The sequence below is a fragment of the Riemerella anatipestifer ATCC 11845 = DSM 15868 genome (genome assembly GCF_000252855.1).
Taxonomy (GTDB): domain Bacteria; phylum Bacteroidota; class Bacteroidia; order Flavobacteriales; family Weeksellaceae; genus Riemerella; species Riemerella anatipestifera.
Map to the genome: position 1 here is coordinate 1,786,921 of NC_017045.1, position 20,322 is coordinate 1,807,242.

The following is a 20,322-nucleotide window of genomic DNA, read 5'->3' on the forward strand; positions in this document are numbered from 1 at the left end:
CACTAGTTCTCCCACTCCACTTCATCACCTTGAGGTATTGCACCTCCTTCGGACTGAGTGATAGGAGCTTTTTCTTGATTGATATGGTAAACATAAGCTGCTACTTTTTCTATATCAAATCCTGTTAAGATACCATTTTTTCCGAAAGCTTGCATTGCAGGATTATTAGGTGATCCATTTTCTACCATATAGAATATTTGCCTAAATACAGAGTTTTCTGTATGGTTTATCCAATGATTATCTGTAAGATTAGGACCTATACCACCTCTTCCTCCATCTCCATGGCAAGATACACAGTTAGTTTTGAAAATCTCCTCCCCTTCAGCAATGTTATCTGCAGAATATACAGCGTTATCAATTGTAGGAGGAGGGGTATCTTTCATCCATTGTTCTATACTTGCAAGTTGTTCTTTATGCTCCACTTCATACTCTTTGTCTGGGTGTGCAAAGTCTGTGAAAGAGAATGCTACAATATAGATAACTAGATATGCAAATCCCAACCAAAATAATCCTAACCACCATTTAGGTAACTGGTTGTCTAGCTCCATAATACCATCAAAACCGTGATCTATAATAATATCTTTCTCCTCGGATACAGACTGCTTTTTGAAAGCACTATCCCAAAGTCTTTTCCAGTAAGGTATTTTCTTCTCTTCTAAGTAAGCCTTTTTAGCCTCATCAGAAAGTTTAGCGAAGTTTTGATTTTCAATTAAATCTCCAATAGCACCATGTATCATTGCTAAAATGACACTAATAACTACCGTTCCCCAAAAGTAAGGTGAAGTAATAAAAGAGGCATTCTGAACGAACATATAATACACAATAAATAATATTGTAAGTATTACTAAAATGTTCACATAAACGGGCGTTCTTTGTTTCATAATTTCTTAATTTTTAGAACTGTTTTGTATTTCATCATCTAAAGGAGCATTAGCTTCGTCTTGATAAAACTTTTTAGGTTTACTCATTACATAATATACCACTCCTATAAAAAATATTATGAATATGATAAGTGCTAGGCTTTGGTAAAAGCCAGTACCTTCTGTATTAGACAATATATCTTTAAAGTTTTGTGGTATCATTGTTTGTATGCTCCTTTAGTGATAACAATTTATTTTACACTTGCTGTTTTAACTTCAGTAGTCTTAATGTCTGTACCTAGTCTTTGTAGGTAAGCAATAAGTGCCACAATTTCTCTCTTTTCAAGAGGAACAAAATCTGCTCTTTCTTCTTGTTGCTTTTTAGCAAACGCTCTCTTAACATCATCAGCTTCAGAATAAATTCTTGTTGCAATTTCTTTTGCTTGATTTTCCATCCAAATATCCACAGTATCTATCTGGCTTTTGGTATAAGGGACATTAAACATATTTTTCATGAGTTCTAGCTTATTTTTACTCTGAGAACAATCTAATGTATTAGCAATTAACCAAGGGTAACGAGGCATTATAGAACCTGGAGAAGTACTTCTAGGATTAAGCATATGTTTAAAATGCCAAGAATCTGGGTTTTTACCACCTTGTCTGTGTAAGTCTGGACCAGTTCTCTTAGAACCCCAAAGGAAAGGTCTGTCATAAACGAATTCCCCAGCTTTAGAGTATTGACCATTTTTACCGTTAAATCTAACTACCTCGTCACGGAAAGGTCTAATCATTTGTGAGTGACAAGCGTTACAACCTTCACGGATGTATAAGTCTCTACCTTCTAACTCTAGAGGAGTATAAGGCTTAACGGAAGATATTGTAGGTACATTATCTTTAACTGTAAGCGTAGGTATAATCTCAACCATACCACCAACGGCTAGTGCAAAGAACGCTAATACTGTTAAATAAAGTGGCATTCTTTCAATCCAAAGGTGTACAGTTTCTCCTTCTTTTCTTGCATCACCAATTCTCGCAAGTGCAGGTGCTTCCGCAGGAACTTCTTTCTGGAATGAACCTTTTCTTACAGTAGCTACAACATTCACTGCCATAAGAATAGCTCCTAATAGGTAAAGGATACCTCCAAAGAATCTCATCCAATAGTAAGGGATAATTGCAGTTACAGTATCTAACCAGTTTTTGTAAAGTAGAGTTCCGTCTGGGTTAAATTGTTTCCACATTAAACCTTGAGTAAATCCAGAGATGTACATAGGTACAGCATATAGAATGATACCTAAAGTACCTAACCAGAAATGCCAGTTAGCTAATTTTACAGACCATAGTTTAGTTCTCCACATAATAGGAACTAGGTAGTAAATCATACCAAACGCCATGAATCCGTTCCAGCCTAAAGCACCGATGTGAACGTGACCAATTACCCAGTCAGTAAAGTGTCCAATTTTATTTAATGTTTTAGTTGCCAATAGTGGTCCTTCAAATGTAGCCATACCGTAGCAAGTAACTGCTACCACGAAGAATTTAAGTATAGGATTTTCTCTTACTTTATCCCAAGCGCCTCTTAATGTTAATAAACCATTAAGCATACCTCCCCAAGATGGTGCGATAAGGGCAACAGAGAACCCTGTTCCTAACGCTTGAGCCCAAGCTGGTAGAGAAGTGTATTGTAAGTGGTGAGGTCCAGCCCAAATATAAACGAAAATTAAAGACCAGAAGTGGATAATAGAAAGTTTATAAGAGAATACTGGTCTTTCTGCCGCTTTTGGTAAGAAGTAATACATTAGACCAAGTACAGGTGTTGTAAGGAAGAATGCTACGGCGTTGTGTCCGTACCACCATTGTACTAGAGCGTCTTTTACTCCTGAATATGCAGAATAAGACTTCCAACCAGTGAAAGAAAGAGGTACCTCCAAGTTATTAAATACATGTAGCATTGTAATACCTACCCAAGTACCAATGTAGAACCAAATAGCTACATAAAGGTGTCTTACTCTTCTTTTAGCTATTGTACCAAACATGTTAATACCAAAAATAATCCATACCACTGCGATAAGGATATCAATTGGCCATTCGTGTTCAGCGTACTCTTTAGATGTGTTGATACCCATGAAGAAAGTAATCACCACCGCTACGATAGTAATTTGCCATCCCCAAAAGTTAATCCAAGAAAGTGTATCACTGTACATTCTTGCTTTCAACAACCTCTGTAATGAGTAATAAACCCCCGCGAAAATAGCGTTTCCAACAAAGGCAAAAATTACTGCACTAGTGTGCAACATTCTGATTCTCCCAAAACCAAAAGCTCCTTGGGTGTTGATGAGACCTTGTAAATCACCGCTTCTTAAGCTGGCAATTGTAGTGTCATCAGTACCAAATAAAAACTCTGGTAGTTCTGGATAGAAAAGCATCGCAGCCGCCGTAAGTCCAAGAATGAAACCAGCTATCCCGAAGACGATGGTTGCATAAAGGAACGCACGCACAATGCTGTTGTCATAACTAAACTTTTGTGTTTCCATATTAACTAATCACTTTTATTGTTTTTCTCTTTATTTTCTTTGTTTTTAGTTTCGTCATCAAGGAGAATCCTTACCGCAGGAGATTCATCGTCTTCAAACTGTCCTTTTTTTGCTCCGATAATGAATACTATCAAAAAAACGACAGCTAAAGATACACTGCATATGACCATTAAATATAATATCTCCATACAGTTCGCAAATATAAAATTAAATTGCCCCCAAAATTAAGAAAATATAATGACTTAAATCAGTAACTGTTAAAAAAAAGTTAATTTATAACACTTCTAAATAAGATAAAAATGTCTAATTTGATTTTTTCTTAAAATATCTAGTCGCTGTTAACCAAGTGGTTGCGGAGGTAAATGATACCACGCTTATAGAACTCAAAGGCATTAGTATAGCGGCTACTAGAGGAGATAAGTGTCCTGTAACGGCAAAGCCTAGACCTACCACATTATATAATATACTTATAACAAAAGTAGCTGATACTATTTTAATAGCGTCTTTACTTAGGGCTAAATAGTCTGGCAAAAAGTTAATGAATTTGCCGTCCATAATAACATCAGAAGATGGAGTGAAGGAGTTGGTGTCATCGGATACAGCTATGCCTATGTTACTTTGTTTTAATGCACCAGCATCGTTAAGACCATCACCTAACATAGCTACTTTTTGTCCTGAATTTTGTAGGTTTTGTATGTAGTCCAACTTACCTTCTGGAGTTTGGTTGAAACTCATATTGGTTACATTTGGAATTATTTTTTTGAGCTGATTGGTTTCGGATGCATTATCTCCACTAAGGATATGGATAGGGTAGGAACTGAGCTTTTGATACATTTCAGAAAGTCCTTCTCTATACTCATTTCTAAATATGAACTTTCCTATAAATTCGTTATTTTTACTGATGAAAACAGCGGTCTCTAGATTTTTACTTTCTTGTTCAGTAAACGAAGCTGAACCAATTTTATAAATTTGACTTCTAACCTGAGCGGAGTATCCTTTACCTGCTATTTCTTGGAAATTTTCTATTGGGAAATATTCATCAGTTATTTCTATATGTTCGTATAAATTTTTGGATAGAGGGTGATTAGAGTTTTTAAGTAAAGTTTTGATATTCTTTAAATCAAATTCGCTAATAGTATTGCCTTTATATTTAATATTAGATTTAGTGTTATAGGTAATAGTGCCTGTTTTGTCAAAGACGAGTGTGTTGATTTTAGCAAGTTTTTCTATGGTAAGAGTATCCTTAACATAGAATTTTTTTCTGCCTAGTATTCTCATAATGTGTCCAAATGTAAACGGAGCGGATAGAGCTAACGCACAAGGACAAGCCACTATAAGTATTGCAGAAACTACTTGGAACATTTTTTCTAAATCAATTCTGTACCAATAGATTCCTGCGATTAGCGTGATGCCTAATATAATGAATGTAAAATATTTACTTATCTTATTAGTAAGGTTATCTAGACCTGTTTCTTTTTGTTTAAAAGCCTCTTTGTTCCATAGTTGGGTAAGGTAGCTTTGGTCTACGGTTTTAATGACTTCTAGTTCCAAAATAGCACCTTGTTGCTTAGCTCCTGCGAAAATTTTATCACCAGGTTGTTTAGGTATTGTGGCTGATTCTCCAGTAATAAAACTGTTGTCAATATTGCCTTCACCACTAATAAGAATAGCGTCTACGGGAATAATTTCTTGATTTCGCACTAAAATTCTATCGCCTACTTTAATTTCAGATAAAAGAATATTTTTTTGTTTACCCTCAAAATCCACTTTAGTTACGGCGATAGGATAGAAAGATTTATAATCCCTATCGTAGGATAGTGCGGTGTAGGTTCGCTTTTGGAAAAATTTTCCCATCAACATAAAAAATAGCAATCCACACAAGGTGTCAAAATAACCAGGTCCATAATCTGTGGCTATCTCGTAGATACTTCTTCCAAATAGAACGAGTATTCCTAAAACGATAGGTATATCTATATTTACAATGTTATTCTTAAGTCCATACCAAGCAGATTTGTAGTAGTCTGAAGCAGAATAAGAAACAACAGGAATGGAAAGTAATAGGGTTAGAAACCTAAAGAAAGGAGCAAATTGGTTAATCCAATAATCGTTTTCTTTTGTAATCCAAGAAAGATATTCAGGGAGGGCAAACATCATTGCATTTCCGAATGCAAATCCTGCTATGGCAAGTTTGATGATTAAATCTCGGTCTGTTTTCTCTACCTTTTTCTCACTAGTTTCTAGATTGATAACAGGTTTGTAGCCAAGATTGGTTAAAAACTTAGCAAGTTCACTTAGTTTTAGCTCATTATGATTAAACGAAATTTGTAATGTTTTCTTTGTGAAATTAGCTTGAGAATAGCGTATTTGTGGATTGATATCTTTGAGGCTTTCAAGTAACCATATACAAGAGGAGCAGTGTATTACAGGTATTTTAAAAGTTACTAAGGTAGAATTGCCTTCCGAAAAGTCCACAATTTTGTTAAATACCTCAGGGGTGTCTAAGTAGTCAAACTGTGAAGAGCCGTCTGTATTTGGTCGGATTCCAGCGTTTTTATTTAGTTCGTAAAAGTCACTTAATTGATTGAGATTTAGTATTTCGTAAACTGATTTGCAACCGTTGCAGCAGAACGTTTTTTCGTCAAAAGAAATTCTTTCTTTATCTATCTCTAGTCCACAGTGAAAACATTTTTCTGACATTACCTCAAAAGTTTAACACGCAAAAATATAATAAAAAACTTGGTTACACATATTAAAAAATAGTATTTTTGCTGATAAATATCAGTTAAATGTCGTTTGAAAAACAGTTAGAAATTGAAAAGAAGTTTCAAGAAGTCTTTAGTGAAGCATTCTTTCGGAAAAACCTTAAACCTGAAGATTTTGAGAAATATACATCAAGTAAGGAGGTTTTAAAGTATGATAAGGGAGATGTACTTTTTGATGATGGAGAGCTACCCAAAGGAGTTTATTTTGTAGAGAAAGGTACGGCTAAGCTTTCGAAATCTGGGGTTTATGGTAAAGATTATATTCTAAGAATAGTAAAGGAGGGAGATATATTAGGTTATCGTTCATTACTCTGCGATGAAAACTTTCAAGCTAGGGCCGAAGCGATGACGGAGCTAGAAACTACTTTTGTGCCGTCTGATATTTTTATGCAACTATTAGAGGCAGATTCTAGATTGTCTTTTGCGATGATGCAAAAAATTGCCTTTGAATTAGGAGAATCATCTAATACCATTACTTTTTTAGCACAAAAAACAGTTAGAGAAAGATTAGCTGAAATTTTACTTTTACTAGAACTTAAGTTAGGAACAGACCCTGAAGGTTTCATTAAAATATGCCTTACTAGGGAAGAGGTGGCTAATCTTATAGGTACAGCAACAGAGAGTGCCATTAGACTTATTTCTGAGTTTAAAAATGATGGTCTTATCGAAGTCGAAGGTAGGAGTATCAAGATAAAAGATCATGATAAGTTGAAGAAAGTAGGACATGTGGTTCTCTAAATTTTTAATGAAGTAAAAATATGTCTGTACATTCAGAAATAAAAAAGGTAACTACTGAGGTCTTGCGAAAAATGAAATTTAGCAAGGAGAAAATTACAATGCTTACGGCATATGATTTCACTACTGCAAAAATGGTAGATGCTGGAGGGGTAGATGCTATTCTAGTCGGGGACTCAGCAGCCAATGTAATGGCAGGTTATGAAACTACATTGCCAATTACTCTAGACCATATGATATACCATGCACAATCTGTGGTTCGTGGGGTAGAGAGAGCTTTGGTGGTAGTGGATTTGCCATTTGGAACTTATCAAAGTCACTCTCAAAAAGCTTTAGAGTCAGCAGTGAGAATCATGAAAGAGTCAGAGGCTCATGCTGTAAAATTAGAAGGAGGAGCAGAAGTTTCAGAAGCGATAAAAAATATCATCAATGCAGGTATTCCTGTAATGGGACATTTGGGGCTTACGCCACAATCAATCAATCAATTTGGAACTTATAAGGTAAGAGCAAAAGAAGAAGCTGAAGCTGAAAAACTAATTAAAGACGCTCAGTTGTTAGAAGAATTGGGGTGTTTTGCTGTTGTTTTAGAAAAAATACCGTCCGAGTTAGCTAAAAAAGTAACCGAAAGCATTTCTATTCCTACCATTGGGATTGGTGCAGGTGTTAATTGCGATGGACAAGTTTTAGTTTATCAAGATATGGTGGGTATGAATCAAGGTTTTTCTCCTAAGTTTCTAAGACGCTATTTGGACCTTTATTCAGAAATTACAGGAGCGGTGTCTCAATACGTTAAAGATGTAAAAACATTAGACTTTCCTAATGAGTCGGAGAGTTATTAAAATTTAATTATGGATAAAAGAACTTTACAGAGCATTGTTTCTGTTGCAGCGATATTGTGTATTGTAGTGGGTTGGGTTAATCCATTTTCTCCAGAGATTAACTATATTATTTCTAGACAAGTATTTTATATCCTTGTCGGAGGAAGTTTTATTCTTATGGGAGGAATGTTACCTAATAAAAAATACTCCTATTTAATGTATCTAGCAGCAGGGCTTTGTATTGTGGGGGCTTTTTTACCTATGGGCTCTTCTTTTGAGGTCATTAAAACTGTGGGTTTACTTCTTGGGGTGGTTATTTCTTTTGTTGGTCGTAGAGGTTAATGATTATTTATGATTCAAGAACAGATTCTTTATGAGGATAATCATCTGCTAGTTATCAATAAGAAGGCGGGACAATTAGTTCAAGGGGACAAAACAGGTGATGTCTCACTACTGGAACTGATAAAGGATTTTATAAAATCACGAGATAATAAGCCGGGTAATGTTTTTTTAGGGTTGGTGCATAGGATAGACCGCCCAACATCTGGGTTGGTAATTTATGCTAAAACATCTAAGGCTCTTACGAGGTTAACCCAAATGATTAAAAATAGAGAAATTAAAAAAACTTATTGGGCGATAGTTCCTAAAGAAATGATTTCTCCTTCTCAAAAGCTGGTTCATTATCTCAAAAAGAATGAAAAAAATAATAAAGCGATAATCTTTACTAAACCTACGGAAGGTGCTAAGCAAGCTATTTTATCCTATAATTTAATATTGAGTTTAGATAATTATTTGCTTTTAGAGGTAGATTTAGAAACAGGTCGTCATCACCAAATTAGGGCTCAGTTGTCTAAGATTGGGATTCCTATAAAAGGGGATTTAAAATATGGAGCCTCTCGTTCTAATTCAGATGGAGGAATTTCTCTTCACGCAAGAAGGTTAGATTTTATTCACCCTGTATCCAAAGAAAAAATAACCATTGTGGCTCCTGTACCATCTCACGATTCTGTTTGGCGAGCGTGTGAGGACGGAGTTATATAATAATTTATCTTCTAAAATTTGCCATATCTAGCTTCAGTGAGAAAAAGTTAGAGTAGAAATTACTTCCTCCAATGCCAGAATTGGTGATGGCATAATCTAACGTTAAACCTTTATAGCGAATACCTAGACCTGCACTTGGTTGAAATGATAATTGTCTTTTTTGACTTTCAAGGTCTGTAATATTTTGAAATCGGTTAACACCTAATCTTACAAAAATCATTTTTTGAAAAGAAAGTTCGCTTCCTAGATAAGGTGTGATACTTGCGAAATCTGTGGAAATAAGTGCTGCAGTTTTTGTAAAATCAACATTAAGACCTGCCTCTGGGAGAAAGTCAAAATCACGATTGAGTTCAAAGTTTTTGCTAACTCCTAAGTTTAATTTCGGCATAGATAGTTCCATTTTGTTCTTAGGAGCAGGGTTGAATTCTTCTCCGTTAACTACGGTAGAAAGTTCTTTTTCGTTTATAGACCAAAAATTAACGGTAGTAGTAGCATCTCTAAGCATCGCACCGTAATTCCACCCTTTATCCGAATGATAGATGGCTCCTATGTCAAACCCAAATCCAAATCCGTTAGCAAATTTTCCCACATTTCTATAAACTAGTTTGGCATTAACACCGACATCTAATTTATGGGTTGGGCGAAAAGCATAGGAGAGTAAGGCTGCATAATCGGCTTGAGAGAATTTTGTAATTCTATCATAATCTATATTGCCTTCGCCGTCTATCATTTGAGTCGTGTTGAGGATATTGTCTACACCCAACCTTACTAAAGAGAATGCAAAAACGCCTTTGTTGTAATCCAAAGGCTTTGCGAATGCCATATAATCATATTTAGCAATGCTTTCAAAATATTCTGCGTGCATAGCAGAGGCTTGCCAATCGTTTTCAATTTTTGCTAGCCCAGCGGGATTCCACATTGGAGAATAAACATCATCTTGGTTCGAAATAACAGCACCTCCCATGGCAGGACCTCTAGCACCAGCACCAATGTTCAGAAACTCATTAGAATACTTTCTAACGATTTGGGCGATATTTAGATTGAAAATCAATAGCAGTACAATACTGATGATTTTAAATAAAGTCTTCATATATAGTTTAATGACTTGTTTTTAGAGCTTTTTTTCGTTTTGCTTTTATCATGCCGTTGGCAACTATAGAGAAAATCATAATCCCTGCTCCCAGATAGAACATAGGGCTCATGTGTTCTGACTCACCGAATATAAGGTAAGCTAGTATAATCCCATAAATAGGTTCTAGATTCACGGTTAGTATAAGTGTAAATGGAGAAATTACTTTCATTAAGCTGGTGGATTCTATCATAGGGTATGCAGTAAAGCCAATGGCAAGAATTAGAACTAGTAGGGCGTCTTTAATTCCTATTTCGTGTATATTGTCAAGAGTGCCATTAATACCAAGTATAGTGCTCACGAGGAGCCATCCACCTATCATTTCATAAAAAATAATATGGCTAGCTGGTGTGGTTTGTGATAATTTCCCATTAAGAATAGAAAAAATAGTTCCTAGTAAGGCACAGGTAGCTCCGTAGATAATACCCTCTACATATCTGAATTCTGTTTTAAATATAAGTCCCATTCCTCCTAGTATTACAATGCCTATAGCAACTTCTGTCCAGTCTAGTCTTCTCTTATAGATGATGGGTTCTATTATAGAAGCAAAAATAGTAGATAGAGCTACACAACTAAGAGCGATAGATACATTGGAAACTTTGATGGATTGAAAGAAGAATAACCAATGAAGCCCCATGATAACTCCAATGCCAAGTAGTTGTAATAGCCGTTTAGATGAAAGTTTGATGCTTTTTCGTTTTATAAATCGTAGAAAAATAAAAAGAACCAAAGCAGTGAGCCCCATTCTGTAAAAAACCAAAGTGTAGGTGTCTAAGCTAATCATTTTGCCAAGAATAGCTGTAAATCCCCACATGAATACAATGAGGTGTAATCTAAATGTTGTGTTATTCCACATTTTTAATCTTAAATTAAACTGCAAAGAACGAAAATAAATGCTAAAACATCAATTTTTTAGGTAAAAAAATAGGTTAAATTTGGAATATAAAAATTAAAGCCTTATTTTTGCATCCGAAAATGAGATGTAAACTATGCTAATAGTTCCAGTAAAAGATGGAGAGTCCATCGACAGAGCGCTGAAAAAATACAAAAGGAAATTTGACAAAACTGGTGTTGTACGTGCTTTAAGAGCAAGACAGCAGTATGTTAAGCCTTCTGTACTTAGAAGACAGCAGATTTTAAGAGCGGCTCACAAGCAAAGAGCTTTAAGTAAAGAAGAACAAGCATAAAAATTTCTTCTTAGGTTTAAGTCTAAAAATCACTTCTTAATTTAGAATTAGGAAGTGATTTTTTATTTATCTTTGATGGATATTTTTCCAATATGGTTGAGAAATTTTTAGATTATATTACAATTGAGAAAAGATATTCTTTAAATACACTGGCTAGTTATAGTAGAGATTTACAAGATTTCTCTGATTTTGTTAAAGAAACTGAAGGGGTGGACACCTTAATAAGTGTAGATAAAAAAGTAATAAGAAATTTTGTAGTTTATCTTAGTGAAAATAATCTGAGCAAGAGAACCATTAACAGAAAATTATCTGCATTAAGGAGTTTTTATATCTATCTTGTTAAATTGGGGATTATTTCTGCATCTCCTATGGAAACGGTGTCTTCTTTGAAATTTTATGGAGAAAAGCAAATTCCTTTTTCTCAAAAGGAAATGGAAAATTTGCAAAATCTCTTAAACGAAGAAAAGTTATTACTAAATAAACTTATTATAGAGCTACTTTACCAAACAGGAATGCGTAAGTCGGAGTTGTGTAGGCTTGCATTAAAAGATGTGGATTTTATTCAGAATAGGATACGGGTTGTAGGTAAGGGTAATAAGATGAGAGAGATACCTATTTCAGAAAATATAAAAAGAGAATTAAAACTGTATCTTGAAAAAGAAAGAAAGCCTACTAAAGAGAATTTGGATTATTTTTTTGTTCGAGAAAGTGGTCAAAAACTAACGGGGAAATTTGTATATTCTGTGGTAAATGACTATCTTAGTGCTGTAACTTCCAAAAAAAAGAAAAGTCCTCATGTGTTAAGGCATAGTTTTGCGACGCATGTTTTGGAAAATGGTGCGGAAATTGCTCAGGTAAAAGAGATTTTAGGACACGCGAGTTTAGCATCTACTCAGGTGTATACATCAACAGATGTTAATAAGTTGAAAAAGGTGCTTAACTCGTTTCATCCTAGAGGAAAGAAATAAGATAATAACTTTATAAAAAATAACTTTATGAAAATTACTGTTCAAGCAATGGGGCTTACGCCTCATCAACCATTAGAGGAGTATTTAGATAAAAAACTAAATAAATTAGATACTTTTTATGATAAAATTTTAGAGTGTCAGGTTTTTTTGAAAGTAGAAAATACATCAGAAAAAGAAAATAAAACAGCGGAGGTTATTTTGGCTGTACCGGGAGATGATATTGTGGTGAAGAAGACTTGTGCTACATTTGAAGAAGCAATAGATAAATGTCATGATATTGCTAAAAAATTGTTAATCAAGAAGAAAGAGAAAAATTAAAATATTTTTTCATTTTTTTTGATAAAATATTTGTTTATTTCAAAAAAAGTGTTGTATATTTGCAACCGCAAAAGAGAACAGTTGTTTACTTGAAATATACAAATATTTGCCTCCATAGCTCAGTTGGCCAGAGCACGTGATTTGTAATCTCGGGGTCGTGGGTTCGAATCCCTCTGGAGGCTCATAAAAAAAATTGCTGGGGAGATACCAGAGTGGCCAAATGGGACGGACTGTAACTCCGTTGTCGTGAGACTTCGCAGGTTCGAATCCTGCTCTCCCCACATTTTTTTAAAAAAATATTTGAAATATTTGCGGGTTTAAATAAAAGTTTTTAAATTTGCACACCGTTACCAACAAAGTAATTAAAATATAAATGCGGAAGTAGCTCAGTTGGTAGAGCGTCAGCCTTCCAAGCTGAATGTCGCGGGTTCGACCCCCGTCTTCCGCTCTAAGAAATCACAACCATTGCGGCTTGTGATTTTTTTATAAGCCGATATAGCTCAGCGGTAGAGCGCTTCCTTGGTAAGGAAGAGGTCTCGGGTTCAAGTCCCGATATTGGCTCTGAATCTCTCAGTAATGAGAGATTTTTTTGTTTTTATTAGTTTCTCATTGTAGGGTTTATTATTTTTGTAAATCTAATAAAATCTAATAAAAATGTATAAAGCAGTCATTCGTCCGTTATTATTTCGTTTTGACCCAGAAGAGGTTCATCATTTCACCTTTAAGTTTATAAAAACTCTTTTTAAGATTCCGTTCATTTCTTCTTTAGTGAACTCTCGCTATGTGATAGAGAATCCCAAATTAGAAAGGGAGGTTTTTGGATTAAAGTTTAAAAATCCTGTAGGTTTAGCGGCGGGGTTTGATAAGGATGCTAAACTTTATAAAGAACTTTCAGCGTTTGGTTTTGGTTTTGTAGAGATAGGTACAGTTACGCCCAAGTCTCAGGTTGGAAATGAAAAAAAGAGATTGTTTAGATTGAAGGAAGATGAAGCGATTATCAATAGGATGGGTTTTAATAATGGAGGTGTAGAAGATGTTGTGGAAAGACTTAAAGCGAATGATAAGGATGTGATTATAGGGGGCAATATAGGGAAAAATAAAATTACTGATAACGCTCATGCGGAGGAGGATTATATTGTATGTTTTAATGCACTCTATGATTATGTAGACTATTTTGTGGTTAATGTAAGCTCGCCTAATACCCCTAATCTAAGAGATTTGCAAGAGAAAGAGCCACTTACTAAGCTACTAAATTTGCTTCAAATAGAAAATCAAAATAAGGTAAAACGGAAACCTATCTTACTGAAAATAGCGCCGGATCTTACAGATTCGCAACTTTTGGATGTGATAGATATAGTTAAAGAGACCAATACAGCAGGGGTCATAGCAACCAATACTACTATAAGTAGAGAAGGGGTGAAATCAATTACTAAAAATGAAGTAGGCGGATTGTCTGGAAAACCTCTTAGAGAAAGAGCGACGGAGGTAATTAGATTTCTGTCAGAAAAAAGTGGAGGTGCTTTTCCTATTATTGGGGTTGGAGGAATTCATTCTGAAGAGGATGCTTTAGAAAAATTAAAGGCAGGAGCTAGTTTAGTACAGCTTTATACTGGTTTTGTATATGAGGGACCAGCTTTAGTAAAAAAGATAAATAAGAAGATTTTATCAGAACTATAGGAGTTATATACTTTATATGTTTTTTGAAATTTAATTATGTAGTGGAAAAGTATAGATTAAAATTAGGATGATAAAATTTTAATGAAAATGTTTTTGTTTTCAAAAAAAATACTATATTTGCAGACCGAAAAGGTATTTAAAATAAAAAAATAGTAAAATTAAATATTAAAATCATGGCAAAGGAAACGTTTAATCGTAACAAACCGCACTTAAACATTGGTACTATTGGTCACGTAGACCACGGTAAAACTACCTTGACTGCGGCTATTTCTAAAGTATTAGCAGATAAAGGTCTTGCTGAAGTGAAAGATTTCTCTTCTATTGACTCTGCTCCAGAGGAAAAAGAAAGAGGTATTACAATTAATACTGCTCACATCGAGTATGAAACTGAAAACAGACACTACGCTCACGTAGACTGTCCTGGTCACGCCGACTATGTTAAGAACATGGTAACTGGTGCTGCACAGATGGATGGTGCTATCCTAGTGGTAGCTGCTACTGATGGTCCTATGCCACAGACAAGAGAGCATATCTTATTATGTCGTCAGGTAAATGTACCTAGAATTGTAGTGTTCATGAACAAAGTAGATATGGTAGATGATCCGGAGCTTCTTGAGCTTGTTGAGCTTGAAGTAAGAGATTTGCTTTCTACTTATGAATATGATGGAGATAACTCTCCTGTAATCCAAGGTTCTGCTTTAGGTGCTCTTAACGGAGAGGCTAAGTGGGTAGCTACTGTAGATGCTTTAATGGAAGCAGTGGATACTTGGATTGAGCAGCCAGTAAGAGATCAAGATAAACCATTCTTGATGCCAATAGAAGATGTATTCTCTATTACAGGTAGAGGTACTGTAGCAACTGGTAGAATTGAGTCTGGTGTTATCAATACTGGTGACCCTGTAGATATCGTAGGTATGGGAGATGAGAAATTAACATCTACTGTAACTGGGGTTGAGATGTTTAGAAAAATCTTAGACAGAGGTGAGGCTGGTGATAACGTAGGATTACTTTTAAGAGGTATCGAAAAAACAGATATCAAGAGAGGTATGGTTATCGCAAAACAAGGTTCTGTAACTCCACACAAAAAATTCAAAGCAGAGGTTTATATCCTTTCTAAAGAAGAAGGTGGTCGTCACACTCCTTTCCATAATAAATATCGTCCTCAGTTCTATGTAAGAACTACAGACGTTACAGGTGAGATTTTCTTACCAGAAGGAGTAGAGATGGTAATGCCAGGTGATAACTTAACTATTACTGTAGAATTATTACAACCAATCGCTCTTAACGTAGGTCTTAGATTTGCAATTAGAGAAGGTGGTAGAACTGTAGGTGCTGGTCAGGTAACTGAAATCCTAGACTAATCTAGTTCTAAAACAACAATAAATAAAAGAGCTTTCAGATAAATGAAAGTTTTCTGAGAGCTCTTTATTTTTATTAAATTAACTTACGGGCATCGTCCAATGGTAGGATACCGGTCTCCAAAACCGTTGATCTGGGTTCGAATCCTAGTGCCCGTGCAAATTGTTTAAAATGAGTTCGTTAGTAAGCTTTTTAAAAGATTCGTATATAGAGTTTAAAGATAAGGTGGAATGGCCTAAGTGGGTAGATTTACAATCTTCTACTACAGTTGTTGCTGTATCTACTTTGATATTAGCTTTGTTTACTTTTGGTGTTGATACTCTTTTTAGTAGATCAATCAATAATCTTTTTAGTTTACTTATTAACTTGTTTAATTAATTTAAATTGTTTTTATCCGATGAGTGAGCTTAAATGGTATGTGCTGAAAGCAGTAAGCGGACAGGAAAATAAAGTGAAGAGCTATATAGAAAATGAAATCCAAAGATTTAAGTTAGAGGATTTTGTTTCTCAGATAGTTATTCCTATGGAGAAAACAATTCAAATGAGAAATGGAAAGAAGGTGCAAAAAGAAAAACCTTACTATCCTGGTTATTTAATGGTGGAAGCTAATCTTAAGGGAGAAGTGCCTCATATTATAAAGAATATACCAGGTGTTATTTCTTTTCTGAGCCTTACTAAAGGAGGAGATCCTGTTCCTATGAGAAAGTCTGAGGTAAATAGAATGTTAGGTAGGATGGATGAGTTGTCACAGTTTGCTACAGATGTTGATATTCCTTATGTAGTAGGAGAGAGTGTTAAGGTGATTGATGGACCTTTTAATGGGTTTAATGGAACAATAGAGAAGATTCATGAGGATAAAAAGAAATTAGAAGTTATGGTTCTTATCTTCGGTAGAAAAACCCCTCTTGAACTTAATTATATGCAAGTAGAAAAAATATAAACTTGTGTTTTTATAGTAAAATAAACCACTTCGTTATTTCGAGGTGGTTTTTAATTTTAAAAAATATAAATTTATTTGTGTGCTAAAAAAAAAATATATAATTTTGCACCTCGTAATCTGAGAAGAAGTGTATTCAGGTGAGAGAGTTACATTTTCTACTTAAACTCAGGTTATTAAAAAGAATGCTTCCACATTTTTTATATTTTTAATTTTTTTAAAAAACAAACATGGCAAAGAAAGTCTTTAAAATGGTTAAGCTCCAGGTGAAAGGTGGTGCTGCTAATCCTTCACCTCCAGTAGGACCTGCTTTAGGTTCTGCAGGGGTAAATATCATGGAGTTTTGTAAGCAATTCAACGGAAGAACTCAGGATAAACCAGGACAGGTATTACCTGTAGTAATTACAGTGTATGAAGATAAATCATTTGATTTCGTAATTAAAACTCCTCCTGCAGCTGTGCAGCTTTTGGAAGCTTCTAAAGTGAAAAAAGGTTCAGGACAGCCTAACAGAGAGAAAGTAGGTAGCGTATCTTGGGAGCAAGTACAGAAAATAGCAGAAGATAAGATGTCAGATTTAAACTGCTTCACTCTTGATTCTGCAATGAGTATGGTTGCTGGTACAGCTAGATCTATGGGATTAAAGGTAACAGGAACTAAACCTACTAACGCTTAAAATTAAATCAAATGGCAAGATTAACTAAAAAGCAAAAAGAAGTTTCTACTAAGATAGAAAAAAATAAGTTTTACACCCTTGAAGAAGCTTCGGCTTTAGTAAAGGAGGTAAGTACTGCAAAGTTTGATGCTTCTGTAGATATCGCTGTGAGATTGGGTGTTGACCCGAGAAAAGCGAATCAAATGGTAAGAGGGGTTGTTTCTCTTCCTCATGGAACAGGTAAAGATGTTAAAGTTCTAGCTTTAGTAACTCCAGATAAGGAAGCTGAAGCAAAAGAAGCAGGTGCAGATTTTGTAGGTCTTGATGAGTATCTAGAGAAAATCAAAGGTGGTTGGACAGATGTGGATGTTATTGTTACTATGCCTGCTGTAATGGGGAAATTAGGTCCTCTAGGTAGAGTGTTAGGTCCAAGAGGTCTTATGCCAAACCCTAAATCAGGAACTGTAACTATGGAAGTAGGAAAGGCGGTTTCTGAGGTTAAGGCTGGTAAAATAGACTTTAAAGTGGATAAGTATGGTATCGTACATGCTGCTATAGGTAAGGTGTCTTTTGATGCTGAAAAAATTAAAGAAAATGCCCAAGAATTGGTGCAGACTTTAATAAAACTTAAGCCTACAGCTGCTAAAGGAACTTATATGAAGAGTATTTACATCTCTCCTACAATGGGACCTGGTATAGCAATCGATACTAAATCTGTAAACTAAAATCTGTAAGACAATGACTAAAGAAGAAAAAGTATTAGTAATACAAGAGATAAAAGAATTGCTACAAGATGCTAAGAATGTATATGTAGCAAGCCTTGAAGGAATGAATGCTTCTGCGACTTCAGATTTTAGAAGAAGAGCCTTCAAGAATAATATTAAGTTAAAAGTAGTAAAAAATACTTTACTTAGAAAAGCAATGGAGCAAATGGAAGGAGTAGATTACTCTGAGATGTTTGCAACATTTAAAGGTAATTCTGCTTTAATGATTTCAGAGACGGCTAATGCTCCTGCTAAGCTGATTAAAGACTTTAGAAAAAATGCAGAATTTCCTGCACTAAAAGCAGCTTACTTAGATGAAACATTCTATATTGGAGATGACAAACTAGGTGCTCTTGCAAGTCTTAAGTCTAAGGAAGAGATGCTTGGAGAAATCATTGGATTACTTCAGTCTCCAATCAGAAATATTCTTTCTGCTCTTCAAAATCAAGACAAAATGAAGGAAGAAGGTGCTGAGTAAGCCTTTTTCACTGATTAACAAAGAAACACTCAAAAAATAATATAAATCGTTTAACAACAAAAACATTAAGAAAATGTCAGATTTAAAAAATTTAGCGGAAACGCTTGTAAACCTTACAGTAAAAGATGTAAATGAATTAGCTCAAATTCTTAAAGATGAGTACGGTATCGAACCTGCTGCTGCTACAGTAGTTGCTGCTGCTGGTGGTGCTGGAGAAGCTGCTGAAGAAAAAACTGAGTTTGATGTAATATTAAAATCAGCTGGAGCTTCTAAATTAGCTATCGTTAAGTTAGTAAAAGATTTAACAGGTGCTGGTCTTAAAGAAGCTAAAGATATCGTAGATGGTGCTCCTGCTCCAATTAAAGAAGGAGTTTCTAAAGACGAAGCTGAGGCTCTTAAAAAGCAACTAGAAGAAGCTGGTGCAGAAGTAGAGTTGAAGTAATAATATTTTAAATAAAACCAAAAGAAGGCTACAACAAACTGTTGTAGCCTTCTTTTGGCATAATGTTTGTGATCTAACAAGAATGTTTAAAATAATTCAAATTTTTAAATGGAATCAAGTTACAAAAATTCACGAATAGTATGAAAAAAATAAAAATATATTCTTTAGGGCTTTTCCTTTGTTTTATTGGACAGCCATTTTTTTCCCAGAGTATAGATTCTGATGGAGATGGTGTTGCAGATATTATAGATTTAGATTCTGATAATGATGGGATTCCAGACTCTATTGAGAAAAAATTTTGCAATCTACCAAACAATCCTACTAGTAGTGCTACAGGAACTGGAGCTTATAAAGGGCAATTGGTTTTCTTTGATTGGTCTGGTGCTACACTGAATAGTACTACGGGAACAATAAGTCGTTCTACAACTTTAAATGGAGTTACTTATACTGCTACTATTTCAGGGTTTACAGGAAATACATCTTTTGTTGGTAATGATATAGATGCTTGGGCTGGTAATTCAGGTATAGCAGGATTGTATAATTTTGGTGGAGCAGCTTTTAGGGAAGGTTTTTATTCTAAACCTGAGCCTTTGAATCCCAATAGGAAAGCTTCATTTAATGTGACTTTTACTAGTTCAGATCCTAGAATACGATTTCAAATCATACCGATGGATACGGAAACTACTTTTTTGGATATAGAAAGGATTATATTTAGAACTAACGGAACACCATTTTCTTTTTTGGAGGATAATGGGGCGGCTTATACTATAACAGGCGTAGGGACACAAACTTTAGTATATACAAATACCGAGCAGCAGAGAACCGCTAGTGGAAGATATGGTAACGCTCTATTTGCATCGGATGCTACGGTGTTGAATGTTACGATGGAATGGATTAATGGAGGTAAAGGAGGGCAAGGAGTTGCTTTTGCAATTAGACCTTATTGTGATATAGATGGAGATGGTTTGCCAAATTATTTGGATTTAGATTCAGATTCGGATGGGTGTCCAGATGCTGTAGAGGGGGCAGACGATGTAAATATGCCCCATTTAGCAACTGCCGATATGACGGTGCCTTTTGTTGCTAGAAAATGGTCTATCATAGCTAATGCAAAAGGGAAGGTATCTACTACAGGTACGGATATAGTGTCTAGTCAGAGTTCCGCTTTGGGAGTTCCAGAGATAGTGAATACAGCTGTGAACAATTCTTCTTCAATTCAAGGGGTAGCACATGTGGATACGATGCCTGTAGGGCAAGGCTTAAATAATAATGCACCGTATGATGCTTCAATTAATGATAGATGTTTTTGTACATTGAAAAATGTTAATCCATCATCAACTCCATTAGAAACCAAAGTTGGTATTACGGCGTTGGGTAGGGCTGGAAATACAGATGTAGATAATTGGCCTATGTCTAGAGCTGGTGGGCATATTGCTCTAGAATCAGATACTAAGGGCTTTACTATTACAAGAATGAGTACAACTCAAATACAAGCAATAGCAAATCCTGTTATAGGAATGATGGTTTATGATACTACTGAAAATTGTTTAAAAGCTTATGTGGAAATACAGGCTTCTCCAAGTGTTGTAAGGGGGTGGAAGTGTATGAATAAGGCAGGGTGTCCACAAGGAGAGATGTTTAATAGATAAGTGAGGAAAGAGAA

Annotated in this window: 23 protein-coding genes and 5 tRNA genes; 21 read left to right on the forward strand and 7 right to left on the reverse strand. The window is 35.1% G+C overall.

Going from position 1 to position 20,322, the window contains the following annotated elements; all coding sequences use genetic code 11:
* Positions 1 to 2: 2 nt before the first annotated feature.
* From RA0C_RS08505 to RA0C_RS08525, 5 genes are all read right to left on the reverse strand, one after another.
* Positions 3 to 881 carry a c-type cytochrome gene (locus RA0C_RS08505; protein ID WP_004916717.1) on the reverse strand — a complete coding sequence of 293 codons (879 nt, stop codon included), beginning with the start codon at positions 879 to 881 and terminating at the stop codon, positions 3 to 5.
* Positions 882 to 887: 6 nt separating this feature from the next.
* Positions 888 to 1,082: a CcoQ/FixQ family Cbb3-type cytochrome c oxidase assembly chaperone gene (locus RA0C_RS08510; RefSeq protein ID WP_004916719.1), complete on the reverse strand. Its 195-nt coding sequence runs from the start codon at positions 1,080 to 1,082 to the stop codon at positions 888 to 890.
* 29 nt (positions 1,083 to 1,111) lie between these two features.
* On the reverse strand, positions 1,112 to 3,391 hold the full coding sequence (ccoN, locus tag RA0C_RS08515; protein ID WP_004916723.1) for a cytochrome-c oxidase, cbb3-type subunit I: 2,280 nt from the start codon (positions 3,389 to 3,391) through the stop codon (positions 1,112 to 1,114).
* A gap of 5 nt (positions 3,392 to 3,396) precedes the next feature.
* Positions 3,397 to 3,579, reverse strand: a complete 183-nt coding sequence (ccoS, locus tag RA0C_RS08520; protein ID WP_004916726.1) for a cbb3-type cytochrome oxidase assembly protein CcoS — start codon at positions 3,577 to 3,579, stop codon at positions 3,397 to 3,399.
* Between the two features lie 115 nt (positions 3,580 to 3,694).
* Positions 3,695 to 6,088 carry a heavy metal translocating P-type ATPase gene (locus RA0C_RS08525; protein ID WP_004916730.1) on the reverse strand — a complete coding sequence of 798 codons (2,394 nt, stop codon included), beginning with the start codon at positions 6,086 to 6,088 and terminating at the stop codon, positions 3,695 to 3,697.
* A gap of 89 nt (positions 6,089 to 6,177) precedes the next feature.
* Between RA0C_RS08525 and RA0C_RS08530 the strand changes: the two genes are divergently transcribed.
* From RA0C_RS08530 to RA0C_RS08545, 4 genes are read left to right on the forward strand one after another with little or no spacing between them, the layout of a single operon-like run.
* The gene (locus RA0C_RS08530) at positions 6,178 to 6,891 is read left to right on the forward strand and encodes a Crp/Fnr family transcriptional regulator (RefSeq protein ID WP_004916734.1); all 714 of its coding nucleotides are present in this window, start codon (positions 6,178 to 6,180) and stop codon (positions 6,889 to 6,891) included.
* Between the two features lie 20 nt (positions 6,892 to 6,911).
* A complete protein-coding gene (panB, locus tag RA0C_RS08535) occupies positions 6,912 to 7,727 on the forward strand; it encodes a 3-methyl-2-oxobutanoate hydroxymethyltransferase (RefSeq protein ID WP_004916737.1) in 816 nt (271 codons plus the stop codon).
* Positions 7,728 to 7,736: 9 nt separating this feature from the next.
* Positions 7,737 to 8,048, forward strand: a complete 312-nt coding sequence (locus RA0C_RS08540) for a hypothetical protein (protein WP_004916740.1) — start codon at positions 7,737 to 7,739, stop codon at positions 8,046 to 8,048.
* Positions 8,049 to 8,057: 9 nt separating this feature from the next.
* Complete coding sequence (locus RA0C_RS08545; protein ID WP_004916743.1) at positions 8,058 to 8,747, forward strand: RluA family pseudouridine synthase; 690 nt, start codon at positions 8,058 to 8,060, stop codon at positions 8,745 to 8,747.
* 4 nt (positions 8,748 to 8,751) lie between these two features.
* Here RA0C_RS08545 and RA0C_RS08550 read toward each other — a convergent pair whose 3' ends face one another.
* Together RA0C_RS08550 and RA0C_RS08555 are read right to left on the reverse strand one after the other, a co-directional pair.
* Entirely contained in the window at positions 8,752 to 9,837 is a 1,086-nt protein-coding gene (locus RA0C_RS08550) for a putative type IX sorting system protein PorV2 (protein WP_004916746.1), read from the reverse strand.
* Between the two features lie 7 nt (positions 9,838 to 9,844).
* The gene (locus RA0C_RS08555) at positions 9,845 to 10,690 is read right to left on the reverse strand and encodes a DMT family transporter (protein ID WP_004916748.1); all 846 of its coding nucleotides are present in this window, start codon (positions 10,688 to 10,690) and stop codon (positions 9,845 to 9,847) included.
* Positions 10,691 to 10,865: 175 nt separating this feature from the next.
* Here RA0C_RS08555 and rpsU point away from each other — a divergent pair, with 175 nt between their 5' ends.
* The 17 genes from rpsU to RA0C_RS08640 all read left to right on the forward strand — a co-directional run bounded on the left by rpsU (position 10,866) and on the right by RA0C_RS08640 (position 20,308).
* Positions 10,866 to 11,063 carry a 30S ribosomal protein S21 gene (rpsU, locus tag RA0C_RS08560; protein WP_004916751.1) on the forward strand — a complete coding sequence of 66 codons (198 nt, stop codon included), beginning with the start codon at positions 10,866 to 10,868 and terminating at the stop codon, positions 11,061 to 11,063.
* Between the two features lie 92 nt (positions 11,064 to 11,155).
* Positions 11,156 to 12,031: a tyrosine-type recombinase/integrase gene (locus tag RA0C_RS08565; RefSeq protein ID WP_013447121.1), complete on the forward strand. Its 876-nt coding sequence runs from the start codon at positions 11,156 to 11,158 to the stop codon at positions 12,029 to 12,031.
* 27 nt (positions 12,032 to 12,058) lie between these two features.
* Positions 12,059 to 12,349, forward strand: coding sequence for a ribosome hibernation-promoting factor, HPF/YfiA family (gene hpf / locus RA0C_RS08570; protein WP_004916755.1), 291 nt, complete (start codon positions 12,059 to 12,061; stop codon positions 12,347 to 12,349).
* A gap of 108 nt (positions 12,350 to 12,457) precedes the next feature.
* A tRNA-Thr gene (locus RA0C_RS08575) sits at positions 12,458 to 12,531 on the forward strand.
* A gap of 16 nt (positions 12,532 to 12,547) precedes the next feature.
* Positions 12,548 to 12,630 (forward strand) — tRNA-Tyr (locus RA0C_RS08580).
* Between the two features lie 94 nt (positions 12,631 to 12,724).
* Positions 12,725 to 12,797 (forward strand) — tRNA-Gly (locus RA0C_RS08585).
* Between the two features lie 41 nt (positions 12,798 to 12,838).
* Positions 12,839 to 12,910: transfer RNA gene (locus RA0C_RS08590), tRNA-Thr, on the forward strand.
* Between the two features lie 93 nt (positions 12,911 to 13,003).
* Positions 13,004 to 14,026: a quinone-dependent dihydroorotate dehydrogenase gene (locus RA0C_RS08595; RefSeq protein ID WP_013447122.1), complete on the forward strand. Its 1,023-nt coding sequence runs from the start codon at positions 13,004 to 13,006 to the stop codon at positions 14,024 to 14,026.
* Positions 14,027 to 14,199: 173 nt separating this feature from the next.
* Positions 14,200 to 15,387, forward strand: a complete 1,188-nt coding sequence (gene tuf / locus RA0C_RS08600; protein ID WP_004916760.1) for an elongation factor Tu — start codon at positions 14,200 to 14,202, stop codon at positions 15,385 to 15,387.
* Between the two features lie 85 nt (positions 15,388 to 15,472).
* Positions 15,473 to 15,543: transfer RNA gene (locus RA0C_RS08605), tRNA-Trp, on the forward strand.
* 13 nt (positions 15,544 to 15,556) lie between these two features.
* Entirely contained in the window at positions 15,557 to 15,763 is a 207-nt protein-coding gene (secE, locus tag RA0C_RS08610; protein ID WP_004916763.1) for a preprotein translocase subunit SecE, read from the forward strand.
* Between the two features lie 19 nt (positions 15,764 to 15,782).
* On the forward strand, positions 15,783 to 16,325 hold the full coding sequence (nusG, locus tag RA0C_RS08615; protein WP_004916766.1) for a transcription termination/antitermination protein NusG: 543 nt from the start codon (positions 15,783 to 15,785) through the stop codon (positions 16,323 to 16,325).
* A 227-nt stretch (positions 16,326 to 16,552) separates the two neighbouring features.
* Positions 16,553 to 16,996 (forward strand): 50S ribosomal protein L11, encoded by a 444-nt coding sequence (gene rplK / locus RA0C_RS08620; RefSeq protein WP_004916770.1) that lies wholly within the window; start codon positions 16,553 to 16,555, stop codon positions 16,994 to 16,996.
* An 11-nt stretch (positions 16,997 to 17,007) separates the two neighbouring features.
* Positions 17,008 to 17,700, forward strand: coding sequence for a 50S ribosomal protein L1 (rplA, locus tag RA0C_RS08625; RefSeq protein WP_004916771.1), 693 nt, complete (start codon positions 17,008 to 17,010; stop codon positions 17,698 to 17,700).
* A 13-nt stretch (positions 17,701 to 17,713) separates the two neighbouring features.
* Entirely contained in the window at positions 17,714 to 18,217 is a 504-nt protein-coding gene (rplJ, locus tag RA0C_RS08630; protein WP_004916775.1) for a 50S ribosomal protein L10, read from the forward strand.
* A 73-nt stretch (positions 18,218 to 18,290) separates the two neighbouring features.
* Positions 18,291 to 18,659, forward strand: coding sequence for a 50S ribosomal protein L7/L12 (gene rplL, locus RA0C_RS08635; RefSeq protein ID WP_013447123.1), 369 nt, complete (start codon positions 18,291 to 18,293; stop codon positions 18,657 to 18,659).
* 140 nt (positions 18,660 to 18,799) lie between these two features.
* Positions 18,800 to 20,308, forward strand: coding sequence for a thrombospondin type 3 repeat-containing protein (locus tag RA0C_RS08640; RefSeq protein WP_004916779.1), 1,509 nt, complete (start codon positions 18,800 to 18,802; stop codon positions 20,306 to 20,308).
* Positions 20,309 to 20,322 lie beyond the last annotated feature (14 nt).

Coding starts and splice junctions, on each gene's coding strand:
- RA0C_RS08505 (WP_004916717.1), bottom strand. CDS start 881: ATGAAACAAAGAACGCCCGTTTATGTGAACATTTTAGTAATACTTACA.
- RA0C_RS08510 (WP_004916719.1), bottom strand. CDS start 1,082: ATGATACCACAAAACTTTAAAGATATATTGTCTAATACAGAAGGTACT.
- ccoN (WP_004916723.1), bottom strand. CDS start 3,391: ATGGAAACACAAAAGTTTAGTTATGACAACAGCATTGTGCGTGCGTTC.
- ccoS (WP_004916726.1), bottom strand. CDS start 3,579: ATGGAGATATTATATTTAATGGTCATATGCAGTGTATCTTTAGCTGTC.
- RA0C_RS08525 (WP_004916730.1), bottom strand. CDS start 6,088: ATGTCAGAAAAATGTTTTCACTGTGGACTAGAGATAGATAAAGAAAGA.
- RA0C_RS08530 (WP_004916734.1), top strand. CDS start 6,178: ATGTCGTTTGAAAAACAGTTAGAAATTGAAAAGAAGTTTCAAGAAGTC.
- panB (WP_004916737.1), top strand. CDS start 6,912: ATGTCTGTACATTCAGAAATAAAAAAGGTAACTACTGAGGTCTTGCGA.
- RA0C_RS08540 (WP_004916740.1), top strand. CDS start 7,737: ATGGATAAAAGAACTTTACAGAGCATTGTTTCTGTTGCAGCGATATTG.
- RA0C_RS08545 (WP_004916743.1), top strand. CDS start 8,058: ATGATTCAAGAACAGATTCTTTATGAGGATAATCATCTGCTAGTTATC.
- RA0C_RS08550 (WP_004916746.1), bottom strand. CDS start 9,837: ATGAAGACTTTATTTAAAATCATCAGTATTGTACTGCTATTGATTTTC.
- RA0C_RS08555 (WP_004916748.1), bottom strand. CDS start 10,690: ATGTGGGGATTTACAGCTATTCTTGGCAAAATGATTAGCTTAGACACC.
- rpsU (WP_004916751.1), top strand. CDS start 10,866: ATGCTAATAGTTCCAGTAAAAGATGGAGAGTCCATCGACAGAGCGCTG.
- RA0C_RS08565 (WP_013447121.1), top strand. CDS start 11,156: ATGGTTGAGAAATTTTTAGATTATATTACAATTGAGAAAAGATATTCT.
- hpf (WP_004916755.1), top strand. CDS start 12,059: ATGAAAATTACTGTTCAAGCAATGGGGCTTACGCCTCATCAACCATTA.
- RA0C_RS08595 (WP_013447122.1), top strand. CDS start 13,004: ATGTATAAAGCAGTCATTCGTCCGTTATTATTTCGTTTTGACCCAGAA.
- tuf (WP_004916760.1), top strand. CDS start 14,200: ATGGCAAAGGAAACGTTTAATCGTAACAAACCGCACTTAAACATTGGT.
- secE (WP_004916763.1), top strand. CDS start 15,557: ATGAGTTCGTTAGTAAGCTTTTTAAAAGATTCGTATATAGAGTTTAAA.
- nusG (WP_004916766.1), top strand. CDS start 15,783: ATGAGTGAGCTTAAATGGTATGTGCTGAAAGCAGTAAGCGGACAGGAA.
- rplK (WP_004916770.1), top strand. CDS start 16,553: ATGGCAAAGAAAGTCTTTAAAATGGTTAAGCTCCAGGTGAAAGGTGGT.
- rplA (WP_004916771.1), top strand. CDS start 17,008: ATGGCAAGATTAACTAAAAAGCAAAAAGAAGTTTCTACTAAGATAGAA.
- rplJ (WP_004916775.1), top strand. CDS start 17,714: ATGACTAAAGAAGAAAAAGTATTAGTAATACAAGAGATAAAAGAATTG.
- rplL (WP_013447123.1), top strand. CDS start 18,291: ATGTCAGATTTAAAAAATTTAGCGGAAACGCTTGTAAACCTTACAGTA.
- RA0C_RS08640 (WP_004916779.1), top strand. CDS start 18,800: ATGAAAAAAATAAAAATATATTCTTTAGGGCTTTTCCTTTGTTTTATT.